General features: G+C 52.3%; 12 protein-coding genes. 4 read left to right on the top strand and 8 right to left on the bottom strand.

Annotated elements, in window-relative coordinates; translation table 11 throughout:
* Positions 1 to 13: 13 nt before the first annotated feature.
* The 3 genes from dxs to HMPREF2756_RS07875 all read right to left on the bottom strand — a co-directional run bounded on the left by dxs (position 14) and on the right by HMPREF2756_RS07875 (position 6015).
* Positions 14 to 2023 (bottom strand): 1-deoxy-D-xylulose-5-phosphate synthase, encoded by a 2010-nt coding sequence (gene dxs, locus HMPREF2756_RS07885; protein WP_070620053.1) that lies wholly within the window; start codon positions 2021 to 2023, stop codon positions 14 to 16.
* A 164-nt stretch (positions 2024 to 2187) separates the two neighbouring features.
* The gene (locus HMPREF2756_RS07880; RefSeq protein WP_070620051.1) at positions 2188 to 3822 is read right to left on the bottom strand and encodes a class I SAM-dependent RNA methyltransferase; all 1635 of its coding nucleotides are present in this window, start codon (positions 3820 to 3822) and stop codon (positions 2188 to 2190) included.
* A 111-nt stretch (positions 3823 to 3933) separates the two neighbouring features.
* Complete coding sequence (locus HMPREF2756_RS07875) at positions 3934 to 6015, bottom strand: APC family permease (RefSeq protein WP_070620048.1); 2082 nt, start codon at positions 6013 to 6015, stop codon at positions 3934 to 3936.
* A 97-nt stretch (positions 6016 to 6112) separates the two neighbouring features.
* On the opposite strand from HMPREF2756_RS07875, the gene HMPREF2756_RS07870 reads away from it, so the two are divergent.
* Positions 6113 to 6880 carry a potassium channel family protein gene (locus tag HMPREF2756_RS07870; RefSeq protein WP_048751600.1) on the top strand — a complete coding sequence of 256 codons (768 nt, stop codon included), beginning with the start codon at positions 6113 to 6115 and terminating at the stop codon, positions 6878 to 6880.
* A 12-nt stretch (positions 6881 to 6892) separates the two neighbouring features.
* Positions 6893 to 7546 (top strand): potassium channel family protein, encoded by a 654-nt coding sequence (locus HMPREF2756_RS07865; RefSeq protein ID WP_048779153.1) that lies wholly within the window; start codon positions 6893 to 6895, stop codon positions 7544 to 7546.
* A gap of 150 nt (positions 7547 to 7696) precedes the next feature.
* Here the strand turns inward: HMPREF2756_RS07865 and HMPREF2756_RS07860 are convergent, their stop codons facing one another.
* The 4 genes from HMPREF2756_RS07860 to dut all read right to left on the bottom strand — a co-directional run bounded on the left by HMPREF2756_RS07860 (position 7697) and on the right by dut (position 10402).
* On the bottom strand, positions 7697 to 8434 hold the full coding sequence (locus tag HMPREF2756_RS07860; RefSeq protein ID WP_070535190.1) for a DUF3159 domain-containing protein: 738 nt from the start codon (positions 8432 to 8434) through the stop codon (positions 7697 to 7699).
* A complete protein-coding gene (locus HMPREF2756_RS07855; protein ID WP_070620045.1) occupies positions 8427 to 8984 on the bottom strand; it encodes a single stranded DNA-binding domain-containing protein in 558 nt (185 codons plus the stop codon). The genes HMPREF2756_RS07860 and HMPREF2756_RS07855 overlap by 8 nt, the downstream gene beginning before the upstream one ends.
* On the bottom strand, positions 8984 to 9847 hold the full coding sequence (locus HMPREF2756_RS07850; protein ID WP_048751593.1) for a DUF3710 domain-containing protein: 864 nt from the start codon (positions 9845 to 9847) through the stop codon (positions 8984 to 8986). The genes HMPREF2756_RS07855 and HMPREF2756_RS07850 overlap by 1 nt, the downstream gene beginning before the upstream one ends.
* A gap of 108 nt (positions 9848 to 9955) precedes the next feature.
* Positions 9956 to 10402 carry a dUTP diphosphatase gene (gene dut, locus HMPREF2756_RS07845; protein WP_238382320.1) on the bottom strand — a complete coding sequence of 149 codons (447 nt, stop codon included), beginning with the start codon at positions 10400 to 10402 and terminating at the stop codon, positions 9956 to 9958.
* Between the two features lie 209 nt (positions 10403 to 10611).
* Here dut and HMPREF2756_RS07840 point away from each other — a divergent pair, with 209 nt between their 5' ends.
* On the top strand, positions 10612 to 11061 hold the full coding sequence (locus tag HMPREF2756_RS07840; RefSeq protein WP_004004483.1) for a DUF3093 domain-containing protein: 450 nt from the start codon (positions 10612 to 10614) through the stop codon (positions 11059 to 11061).
* 66 nt (positions 11062 to 11127) lie between these two features.
* Here HMPREF2756_RS07840 and HMPREF2756_RS07835 read toward each other — a convergent pair whose 3' ends face one another.
* A complete protein-coding gene (locus tag HMPREF2756_RS07835; RefSeq protein WP_004004482.1) occupies positions 11128 to 11427 on the bottom strand; it encodes a DUF4193 domain-containing protein in 300 nt (99 codons plus the stop codon).
* Between the two features lie 323 nt (positions 11428 to 11750).
* On the opposite strand from HMPREF2756_RS07835, the gene sepH reads away from it, so the two are divergent.
* Entirely contained in the window at positions 11751 to 12842 is a 1092-nt protein-coding gene (sepH, locus tag HMPREF2756_RS07830; protein ID WP_070620043.1) for a septation protein SepH, read from the top strand.
* Positions 12843 to 12858: the final 16 nt, after the last annotated feature.

The following is a 12858-nucleotide window of genomic DNA, read 5'->3' as shown; positions in this document are numbered from 1 at the left end:
TCACCACAAAAAATTACTGAGTATGCCGAGGCTTTTGTCCTTCCTCACGTGCGAAGGGTACCTTATCGCCTGCGAGCTGGGCGAGAATATCGGCAGTAATGGTTTCCGAGCACAAACCAACATCTTCCAGGATTTCCTCACGTGACGCATGCGGTATAAATTCTGCCGGTAAGCCGAGCTCACTCAACGCCGTGTCCACGCCAGCCGCACGCATCTCTTGGCGAATGCGTGAACCCACACCGCCCGCACGCACACCATCTTCGAGAGTCACAACGATGCGGTGGTCTCGTGCAAAATCCACCACCGAATGCGGGACCGGCATAACCCATCGCGGATCAATCACCGTCGAATGAATGCCCTGCTCGGCAAGGCACTCAGACACTTCGAGCGCTACCCGTGCCATAGCGCCAACGGCAACAAACAGCACATCGCGCTGCCCAGTTTCAGGATGCGGCCGCCCGGTGCGGGTCAGCACATCCACCCCGTCAGAGCGGCGTTCCAGGGCAGCGATATCTTCACCCACCGACCCCTTTGGGTACCTGACAACGGTCGGTGCATCATCAATAGCAACGGCTTCACGAAGCGCTTCACGAAGCGTCGCAGCATCGCGTGGGGCTGCCAAGTTTAATCCAGGAATAAACTGCAGAAGCGATAAGTCCCACATGCCGTGGTGACTTGCACCGTCAGGTCCAGTAATGCCGGAGCGGTCAAGAACCAGAGTCACGCCCGCCTTGTGAAGAGCAACATCCATCAAGAGCTGGTCGAAGCCACGGTTTAAGAATGTTGCATAGAGTGCCACCACAGGGTGCATACCGCCGTATGCCAAGCCCGCACTCATCGCAACGGCGTGCTGTTCTGCGATACCAACATCAATGACTCTGTTCGGATGCGCTTGCGCGAATTCACGTAGGCCAACAGGAATGAGCATGGCACCGGTAATGCCTACAATGTCTTCGCGTTCATCCGCGATCTGTTTGATCTCACGACCGAAAACACTCGTCCATGACTCTTCGGTGCTGGTTGAGACAGGCTTACCGGTAAGAGGATCAATCCGTCCTACCGCATGGAATTGGTCATCATCATTCGCACGTGCCGGAGCGTAGCCGTGCCCTTTCTCTGTGATAGCGTGCACAATCACCGGTCCGCCGTAGTTCTTAGCGGCACGCAAGGCGGTCTCAACAGCTTCTTGATCGTGCCCATCAATTGGACCAACATATTTCATGCCGAGGTCTTCAAAAATACCCTTGGGGACCACAACGTCCTTAATACCGACCTTCATACCGTGCAGCCCCCGGTAAATCATCTGCCCCAGCGGGCCGCCACGCTGCAGACCACGGCGCATAGCATCAAGCGCCCGATCATATCGATGGTCAAGACGCATACGGTCAACCTGCTGCTGCACCTCGTGCTTAAGTGCCGTCAGCTGGTTAGCAAAACCGCCAATAGTAGGCGCATACGATCGACCATTGTCATTGACTACAATAACGACTTTACGACTACGGTCAGCGGCGATATTATTCACGGCTTCCCAGGCCATGCCTCCGGTCAACGCACCATCACCGATTAAAACCACCGTATAGCGGTCATTTTCTCCGTTGAGAGCGTAGGCGCGTGAAATACCATCAGCCCAGGAAATTGATGATGAAGCGTGCGAGGACTGAATAATATCGTGTTCAGACTCGCCACGATCCGGGTACCCCGACAACCCACCCTTTTGGCGCAGGGTGTCAAAGGCGTGACGACCGGTCACTAGCTTGTGTACATAGGACTGATGCCCTGTATCAAAGAGAATAGAATCGTGGGGCGAATCAAAAATACGGTGGATACCAAGAGTCAGCTCAACAACGCCAAGATTGGGGCCTAAATGACCACCCGTTGCAGAAACATTCGTTACGATAAACTGACGGATCTCTTCAGCGAGTTCACGCAGCTGATCGTAGTTGAGGGGGCGCAAATCCCGAGGTTCACGAATATCGGACAAGAGCCCTGAGGATTCCTTGTTCGCCTCGTTCTCAGCAGACATACACTCTCCTTCTGCACGGTTGAGGTCAACAATGTACCTCTAGGTCTAACAGTTAAATTCTAACGGGTTAGGTTATATATACCCATTTGAAGGTTGCCGAAAAAAGTCATGGTTACCGTGTTCGCCATCTTAGGTACATACAGTTTTGCTGTCTCTACGAGAATTTACTTATGACGTTTTGACAGACGCGCTGGACGAATACGCGCAGGCGCACGGTGAAAAAGAGCGAGCGTCTCAACATGATGCGTATTAGGGTACATATCAAATGCCCGTACCTGTACGAGATCCCAGCCTAGTTCACGCAAAATAGCTGTATCGCGTCCTAAGGCTGCAGGATCACATGCCACATATAGAATGCGCCCGGGTTTGAGTTCGTTGAGGCGTTCCAAAACTTTGCGGTTTGCCCCTTCACGAGATGGGTCAAGTACCACGGCATCCGGGGTAGGTATCTGACCAAGGCTATGTGCTGCTTTAAGATCTTGAAGGCTTTGTGCAACGTCTCCGCGAATAACCTCAACACGGGTTTCCTTGGAGTTATCGCTTCGGGAAGGACCATCCGGCGCGAAGTTGGAACGCGCATCACGGTGCGTTACCGGGGAACCTTCAACGCTGATAACCGTTCCTTCTGATCCGACAGCATCCGCGAGCGCTGCTGTAAATAGCCCAGCACCGGCGTATAGGTCGAGGGCGCATTCGCCTAAGGTTGGGCGGAGCATGGTTAACATGGTGCCCATGAGAGTTGAGGGGGCACAGCGGTGAATCTGCCAGAAGCCACCTGCGGAAACCTGATAGCTGAACCTTCGCGGACCAAAACTTACTTCTTCGGTTACGGAACGTAACCCACCGCCAAGGAGTATATCTCCCTGACGCACACGCCGATAAGGGCTATGCACGCTGGGCTGCCCCGAACGCTTGCTCGGTTTTGCTTTCGATCCGCTATAGGGGGTGAAGAAAAGCGAGATTTTACGCTTAGCAAGCTCGCCCCAAAGCTGGATGCACTGCCTTTCAATCTCTTTGGCGACATGGGTTGTCTCAAACCGGGGGTCAACCATGAATTGGAGCAGAATACGCCCACGTGAAGACAGTGTTGCTTCCAGTTCTCGAACGCCCCGCAGGTTGAGCTTGTGAAGTTCTAGATCACGTAATTCGCGTGCCACGAGGGGAAAATCAACGACGGGTACCGGTTGCGAGCTGTGGTAGGGGTACATGCCGATGCGCCAATACGTGGTACCGTCTTCAATGCTTTTAGCGGTGGTGTACCGTATACGAGATCGCCAGGAGAGGTCGCCTTCGACAAGGTCTCGATTAGGCATAGACTCAACGATAAGGTTTGTTAAGAGTGGTGATTCTAGAGGGATGCCGCCTAGGCGATGAAGCTGAGTTCGTACGATCTCGGCTTTGTAACGCCGTTGTTCAGAGGGTTCTAGGTGTCCATATTCCATCCCACCAAGAAGCTCTGCTATGCCGGTGAGTTTCTGACGTTCTTCGGGGGTTTTGAGGGCATCTGCCTGCGCCCAGGGATGCTTACGGCGCACTGGTGCAGGCACTTTGACGGCTACAACATCTGCAAAGTAGAAACGGTTTTTTGGGCCTATTGCGGTAATCCGAACTTGGGCTTCTTCACCCACTACACCGTGCCGTACGAAAACGACCCCGGCGTGCGTACGTGCAACGAGTGCACCTCCGTGGGCGGGTGTCTCACAGGTTACCTGGATTAGATCGCCTATAGTGTACCCCTGCTCCGAGGTAGCGTTATCCGCACCGGAGTCACGTACTGTGCTGGTTTCAGGGGTGTTCACGCGTCTTCTCCTTACAGAATTCTGATGTGAAGCATTCTACACCGCTTATTTTTAAATAACCGTTCAACCCTGCCATAAGCATGAGAAAATCTCAAGGGTTCTCATGGAATATCACGTTTCTTCTGTGTGGGTTGAGCCCCGATACATCGTATCGTTTTTATGGGAGTGAACGGAGGTATCAATGTCCTCGGTATCAATGGGCGTTGCATTCTCATGAATGCTCCACGGAACAGTCACAAGAATAACATTAGGTTCTTGCTCTAAAACTTTCTTAAGCTGTTTGACAGTTCGCGGATGAATGAGGCGCTGCCACCAATGTTCCGGAACAAACTCTGGAATGTAAACAGCAATAACATCCCGCGATGTATTGTTCTGAATACGGCGCACATAGTTATGTACGGCTTGGACGGTATCGCGGTAGGGTGAGTCAATCACCGAGAGTCGTACAGGAATCCGCATGCGATCCCAGCGAGTCTTCACATCGTCAAGAGTGGCCTGGTCGTTATTAACGGTCAGAGCTTCCAGCGTTGAAGGATGGGATGCGCGCGCATAGGCTAGGGCACGAAGCACGGGTTTGTTGAGGTCCTTCGTGTAAACAATGGCGTGCACCCGTGAAGGCAGCGAGGATAGATCGGCGGTTTCTAGATCTTCATATGGTATTTCTGCTGCTTTGATGACGGCATCGTAGTGTTTACGGGTTATCATCATGCCCCCGAACAAGGTAGCGATTATAAGAAGCGAAAGCCAGGCACCTGCCATGAACTTAGTGACAACAACAGTAATGAGTACAGCGGCGGTCACGATAACCCCGATGATACTGACGGCTAAGTCACGGATCAGGTGTCGGCGCGAAGTAAATGCCAGTGTAATGCGCAGTTTTCGGATGCGGTAGCTCACTACCGATCCTTGAGTGAGCAGCATCGAGAGGAACATACCCACGAGATAGAGCTGAATGAGCGAGAAAATATCCGAGCCAAAAAGCAACGTTAGACATGTTGCCATAACGGCCAGCAGGAGAACCCCGTTACGGTAGAGGCCCACAGAGTTGATACTCCGTAGCTGAACTGGCAGATACCTGCGATCAGCGAGAGCAGATGAACTCAACGGAAAACCAATAAAAGCTGTAAAAGACGCTATGGTCAGCACTGCAACGGTGGCAAAAACAAGCAGCTGAGGTATGAGCGGGGCACCATCATAGATAGCGAGTGCTATCTGATAGAGCGCGGGTTTCTGGTGGAAGAATTCGCCCGGCGCGCGCCCCTCAATCAACAAATATTGTGTGGTGTCATGCACCATAGTAACGCCGGTAACTTGGGCTATGTAAAGTATGCTGACGAGAAGCACACCCGTTATGGTACCCATAATCATGAGGGTGAGGGCGGCATTATGTTTTTTGGGGTGCCGGAAGAAACGCACGGAGTTTGAGATCGTGGAAACTCCGGAGAGCGCAACGGCACCCGCTGAAAAAGACCGTGAGATCAAAAAGAAGAACGCTATGCCAATCAGCTGTGAATCGACGTTTTCGGGGAGTACCGAGTAGTTTGCCGATTCTGCTTTAGCAAGCACACCCATCCAGGATTTGATAATTCCAATGCACAGCGTAACGCCTAGGATCGCGAGGAAAATATAGAGCGGCCAGTGTGCTATCTTTCCCATGAGTTGTAGACCGCGCAGAGACACTACGGTCAAAATAATGATGAGCAGTATTGCGATGGCGCTGCGATGATCTTGTAATTCTGGGTAAAGTGCCACCAGGAATGTTGCAGCCGACGACATGGAAACGGCAACCGTAAGCACGAAATCAAGAAGTACCGAGGCTCCCAAAATAACGGCGGGTTTACTGCCCAACCGCCGGTGCACTAGTTCAAAATCGCCTTCAGCAGCAACCTGATTAATGTTGTATCGGTAGGTTCCTACGATCATAAGACCTACGACGGCGACCGCTAACCCAACCCAAGGGGCATAGACAATGGCTGCGTTACCCGCAACGGCGAGCATCAGAATAATCTCGTCGGCGGCGTATGCGACAGATGAAATACCGTCAGAGCCGAAAAGGGGTAGGGCAAAACGCTTAGGCAGCGACATGGCCGCTACTTGACGCGAATCTACCGGCTTACCGGTGAAGGCGCTGCGAATTTTTTCCCAACGATATTTCACAGGTTTAAGGCTATCCGCCTGCGGGGTAAAGCTCAATTTTATTTGCCGCGTGTTTCGCAGGTCATCGGGCGTTTAGAGGTCTTACTCGGTACACTTAACAGGAAAACCGGTCGTCTGTTGAGGAGGAAAGCACATGCCCCATTTCGTCATTATGGGTTCTGGTCGTGTGGGAGTTATGCTTGCCCGTACTCTAGAGGCTTCGGGGCATACGGTAGCCGTTATCGATCAAGATGAGCGAGCTTTCCAGCCCTTGCGTAAAGGGTTCAGCGGGCAGTTGGTGACTGGTGTCGGTTTTGACCAAGAAACGCTCAAACAGGCGGGTATTTCGGACGCGTACGCTTTTGCTGCTGTATCTTCGGGAGATAATTCAAATATTATTGCCGCCCGCGTGGCGCGTGAGACTTTCAAAGTAAAAAATGTTGTTGCCCGAGTCTACGACCCAAATCGTGCTGAATTCTTTCAGCGTCTAGGTATTCCCACGGTAGCCGCCGTTCGGTGGTCAACGGATCAGGTGCTTCGTCGTCTGTTACCGGAGCAGGCACTCAAGGGGGATTTTCGGGAGCCATCGGGCAGGCTCATGCTTACTGAGATTCCACTGCATGAACAATGGGCAGGTCATGCACTCGTGGATATTGAGCGTGCTGCCGGGGTGCGCATCGCCTACATTACCCGATTCGGTGAAGGCATGCTGCCACGCCCAGATACCGCCTATCAGCAGGGAGATACCGTACACATTATGATGCGCACGGACGATATTAACGAAGTCTCTCGGATTCTTTCGCGGTCGCCTCGTACTGATGAAGACGTCGAGTACAGTACCGATCCGCGGCTGGATTGGTTCCATGCGAAGCCGATAGACCCGGCGCAGCACCCCGGCGATCGCCGTCGCCCGAAAGCATAAGGAGCTTATAACATGAAGGTACTTATTGTTGGGGCCGGTTCCGTGGGAGCATCTATCGCTAAGGAACTCAAGGCGAATGGGCACACGGTCACTATTATTGATTCCAAGCCTGAGATGAAAAAACGTACCGACCTGCCGGGGATGCGCTGGCATATTGGTGACGCCTGTGAGCTATCTGTTTTGCGCCAGGTTCACCCGAATACCGCTGATGTAATTGTTGCCGCGACCGGTGACGACAAAGTTAATCTGATGGTATCTCTGCTGTGCCGCAGCGAGTTTGGTGTACAACGCACGGTAGCGCGTGTGAATAATCCCCGGAACGAGTGGCTTTTCGATGATGCCTGGGGCGTGGATGTGGCAGTTTCCACTCCGCGTTTGATGACGGCTCTCGTGGAGGAAGCCGTCGAGGTGGGCGATGTGGTGCGTTTGCTTACGCTTCAGGCCGGCGGGGCGACGTTGGCGGCGTATACGGTACCGCTCGATCATCCTGTGATTGGCTATAGGATAGACCATGTGCAGTGGCCGACCGATACGGTACTCACCGCCATCTTGCGCGATGGCGTTCCGGTGGCCCCTTCCGCCGATGTTGTTATTGAGGGCGGCGACGAACTTTTCTTCATCACAACGCTTGACGGAGAAGATCAGATTCGGGCGCTCTTCGCCTAGATTATCTCTCTCCCCTCCTAGAGCACCAACGAAAACGAGCTATTTCTCAGCTGAAACGCGCGAAATATAGGAGCGGGTTATAGCGTCCTTTTGCTTACGCAGGTCGTTTGTCTTCTGAGCCTATAGCAATATGTGCCCAGTGGCACTTACCTATGATGTTTCAGCCGGATCAGATACTCGCCACGCCAGCCAGATACCCGCCGCGTACAGAGGCAGCCCCATAACGATGCGCATAGCACCTAAGACTTCGGTAGCGTTCATATAGTAAAGCGGTATTTGGATCGCAAGTCGCAACAGCAAGACAGCCGCCATAATCCACGTTGCCAGCTTATAGGCTTTCAAACGTTCGGGTTTCTGTCGCCAGGTAAGCTGCTCTCCTCTGATATACCCGAAAATGAGTCCCGCCAGAGGCCAACCCACGATAATCGAAGCTATGAACGCAACACTGTAAATGCCGTTTGTCCAAAACCCCGGCAAATAGTAGTCGGCAGCGTTCCCTGTGCGAAAAGCAGTGAAAGCACAAATTGCAACACCCACAATACCCGACACCGCAGGTATGAGTTTACTGCGCTGTATAAGGCGCAGCACGGTAAAAATACCTGCAGCTGCCACCGCGATAACTAATGCCAAGTTTAAATCTTTGGTGACCGTGAAGAAGATAAGGAAGAGTAATGAAGGCAGAGAGGTTTCTACGAGTCCACGCCACCCGCCAATTGCATGGAGCACATCCACATGACCTGACTCTGTACGGCGGATATTGCCGCCCAAAGAAGCACCCAGGCTCTTACCTAATGGCTCTTGCCCCGATATCGAGTTTGTCTCTGCACTCTGGGCATCAGAGGCATACTGGTTATTCAAATGCTGAGGGTCATGTGGAGTATTAACCACGTCGCGGATCCTTATCTAAGAAGTATTGGGGAACAATCTCGTATCGGGGGTTGTACATCACGGGCGGGTACGTGTGCGTTGAGATAACCCCAGAGCACCGCAGCAGGCACCCTGCCAATAAACCAGAAACCATACGCTGCCCATGCCAAATAAGGGTTACTCTTTCTCCTACAGAAAACGGCGGACGTGAGGGGAACCGCACTTCTAAACTCTCCGTCATGGGGTTCTTCCCCAGAACCGATTGTTGTTGGTCTCCATCAGAAATAGCGGTCTCAGCATTCTGCGAGTCTTCCTGCTCATCGTCAAAGTCTTCGCCAGGAGGCTCAACAATGGGCATACCAATCAGAGCTAGAGGACTGGCCCATTGAAGCGGCTTTGATTTCGCCACGATAAGTTCTGCTTGGTAGAGAGGTTTATCGTGAACAGCAGGAATCCACACCTGATCGATACGGCCGGCTAAGCGAACACGAAAACGTTCGGGGTACTCCGCCTCAACTTGAGAAGAAGTCCCCGAACCGGGGGCAGCGTGGCTGTTATCTATGCGCGGCATTACCCAATCTCTGTAATCTCGGGTCCACGACGAGGCATTGGGCGTAGTTCGCGTTTATCCTCGTTCTTCTTTTTCTTCGTTTCAGTCTCTCGACTACTCTCCTGCTCCTCAGGTTCCTGCTCTTCATCATCTGAGTCGTCTAAGGTATATATCTGTTCCGGCATCGTCATGGGTAATAGCTCACGTGGCGGGCGGGGGTCGTCGCCACGATTGACAATAGCGGTACGGAAGACCTCTTCGATCGCTTCAGCAGCTTCTTCATTGCCTAGAACGGCCTCGCCAGAAATAACACCGCGTAAGAACCATCGAGGGCCATCGACGCCAACGAATCGTGCGATGCGCTCCCCTCGTTTCCCGTCCTCAGTCGTAGCGGGAAGGCGGGTTAGCATCTCGGCGCCGAACTCACCCGTATACATTTCGGCGGTTCCACCCTGCGATGCTACAGACTCGGCAAGATCATGCCGAATATCATCCCATATGCCAGTACTACGAGGCGCTGCGAACGCCTGAATCTGGAGGGTTCCACCAGCACGAATACAGGTTGCGGCAATTACAGCTCCCGTACCTTCGTCCATCTCAAGACGCAGATTTAGGCCGTCAAGCATCTTAATATATAGAGCACCAAGGTCGATGTATTCTTCGGTATCATCAACCTCACCAATATCGTGGGGGCCTTCAGAACGGTCGTAGATAACTACCTCGGGCTCTTCATCATCACGATCGACCTTGTTAAAGCTGGACTTAGACTTAGCTTTGGTTAGCTCAGCATCTTCTTTATTGGAGTCTTTAGAAGTAACCTTAGTAGTTTTCTCTTCTGCTTTCTTACGCTCATCGTCAGAGCTTTTCTTGCCAAAACCAAACACTGAATATCCCTTACTGGTAGATGTTAGTGCGTCTCATATTGTATGCAGATATTGTATATTTCTTTGTGCGATTAAAGTCTATTATCTGCCGAATTACGCGGTAAAAGATTATTTCAAGCCGCTTGAGCCGAATCCCTGAGATCCTCGTTCGGTTTCGTCAAGGTTCTCTACCACCACAAAATTAGCGTGTTCATAACGCTGAATGACAAGCTGGGCAATACGATCACCACGCTTGATTTGGAAAGACTTTGCACGATCCGTATTCAATAGCGTCACCATAAGTTCACCGCGATACCCAGAATCGACAGTTCCCGGTGCGTTAACAATTGTGATGCCGTGTTTAGTAGCAAGCCCCGAACGCGGATGCACCAACCCTACATATCCTTCAGGAAGAGCAATAGCAATACCGGTAGGTACAAGTGCTCTCTCTCCAGGCGCCAGTGCAAAATCTACTCGTGAACGCAGGTCTGCGCCCGCATCACCAGGATTGGTGTAAGACGGTGCTGGGAGCTCTGCATCAAGCATCTTAATCTGGACATCAATGGGATTAATCATGTCTTTCACTCTACCGAACATACGGGGCTACGTCATCTCTGTCCCCTTAGCGTACAGGAGTTTCACATAAGTACTGCACGGTGCTGGAGTGCGCAGAAAATAACCTCGGTTAGAATGTTGAATATGATTTTCTGCCCAGATGGTGCACACACTCTATTTTCTAGACGCCATCTGAACAGGTACCCAACAAGATTAGAAGGACTATTACGATGGCTTCTTCGTCACCTCATACGCTCTATTATGAGCGTCTTTCTCCTGGACCTGGCATGTGGTTTCTCACGCTGTGTGCCGGGGGTGCATCTTACCTGGTGGGCGCTCCTATTGGTATTCCGGTGGGTATTATTGCTGCTGTCGTTGTTACGCTTCTTCTCGGGTGGATTTTATATTTCTCCGCGCCCACTATCGAGATATCGCAGGATTGGGTTCGTGTGGGGCGAGCAAGTATTGAGCGTGCTTATGTGGGTGAAACACACGCATTTCGTGGCGAACAGGCCCGTATTGCGGCTGGTCCCGACCTTGATGGGCGCGCATATATGTGTTTTCGCGGCTGGATTACACCAAAAATCCGCCTCGATATTACCGACCCTGCCGATCCAACCCCCTATTGGATTGCTTCAACCCGTAATCCCGAAAAAATAGCCGAGATTCTAAACGGCTAGTTTTCTTTGCAGCTAAAAGGGCGGTCTCCCTGAGGAAACCGCCCTTGAGTCGTATGGTTTAGCTTCTTATCCTTCGCATTCTACGCAGTACAGCAGACCGTCTTCTTCACGCGCAATCTGCGAGCGGTGACGAACCAGGAAGCAGGATGCGCAGGTGAATTCGTCTTCCTGTGCGGGCAGAACCACTACGTTGAGCTCTTCATTGGAGAGATCTGCACCGGGCAGCTCAAAACTTTCTGCCGCGGTATTCTCATCCTCATCCACCGCCCCGGACTGCATCTCCGAACGGTGCGCGTTCAGCTCTTCGTAGGATTCTTCGTTCTGTTCGTCATCCTGCTTGCGGGGTGCATCGTAATCAGTTGCCAAACTATCACGCTCCGTCGTTTTTGGTGGGCTGAAATCCTACCGCCCACGGTGGTCTAAATAGGTAGTACCCCATCACATATCGGCGTGTTATGCGACGGCGGCATGCAGGTATTGTTCACTATTGATACCCATTTTGTCTAATCGGGACGCAGTTAGTGAACTTTTAGCCGTCATAAAGGCCTCTTGGAAGGTATCAATTTAGGATTTTTTCACGATGTTTTGGGGGTTTTACTACCGTTTTTTGCGGCTCTCACGGTACCCTTGGTAGGTAACTTTATGTTTTTAAACCGGCATAACGGCATGGTTGTGGTGTTGCCCCACCCATGAATTTGGAGGTTCTTATGCTTGAATTGCGTCTGATTGGCGTACATGATGACGGTGAAAATCTGGTGCTTGAGTCTGCTGACGGCACTAGGTTTCTCCTTCCAATTGACGCGAATCTGCGCACAAGCATCACTAAGGCACGACGCATCCAGCCGCTTCGCGGGCGAGGTACTAAGGGGTCTTTCGGTCCACGTGATATTCAAACTCGTTTCCGACAGGGTGCCAGTGTAGAAGAAATTGCTGAAGAGTCCGGCTGGGAACCGGAGCGCGTGCGCAGGTACGAGTGGCCTATCGTGGCGGAGCGCTCGCACATTATTCGCGCCGCTCAAAACGTGAAAGTGGGACGGCGTGATTCAGCTTCTGGCATAGGGCAAATTCCTGTCACTCTCGCGGCTCGTATTGCCGAGATTGCGCACCAGCACGGTTTTGAGGATGCCACCCAGGATTGGGAGACTAGGCAGAAAGAAAACGGGCAGTGGCGGGTTGAAGCCGACTTTGCGCTCTCCGACGAGGCACGCGCGAACTTGTCTGAGAAGGTGCGGTTCCCCGCTCGTTGGACCTACAATCCGGCTAATCAAGGGTTGTACGCATCAAATGAGGCAGCATACTTCCTGATGGGAAGCCCGGCTGCGGTGGCGGCCGCGGCTAAGAAAACTTCTTTGGACGGCGAAGATGAAGAGCACGAAGAGCATTCGGAGGCAACCGCCCCGGTGCAGCAGCGGCTTGTGACTACTCATACGACTCCGGTACACGTTAATGCGCCTACCTCTTCTTTGAAGGGCGAAAGCCGTGACGAACGTAAACTCAATGAGCTTCTCGAACGCGCCCGCTCGGTACGCCCGGTTACTCCCGTGGTGGAAGAGCCGGAAGTGTATGAGCCTGAACCGGATACCCCGCAGTCAGTTGAACCCGTTGATGAGCATGACAGCGACGACTCTGCTCCTTCGACGCCCGAGCATGCTCATCACACTTCGGAGCCCAAAGGTGAGCATCACCAAAACAATCGTGATGGGAACAAGACCAGTTCTTCGAAGAAGCAGCGCCGAAGCATTCCTGCATGGGACGATATCCTTTTCGGCGGGCGTAAATAGTAGTAATTTCTTACTA

This window comes from Rothia sp. HMSC067H10 (assembly GCF_001810635.1).
GTDB lineage: Bacteria > Actinomycetota > Actinomycetes > Actinomycetales > Micrococcaceae > Rothia > Rothia dentocariosa.
This window is presented reverse-complemented; position numbering and strand designations above follow the sequence as displayed.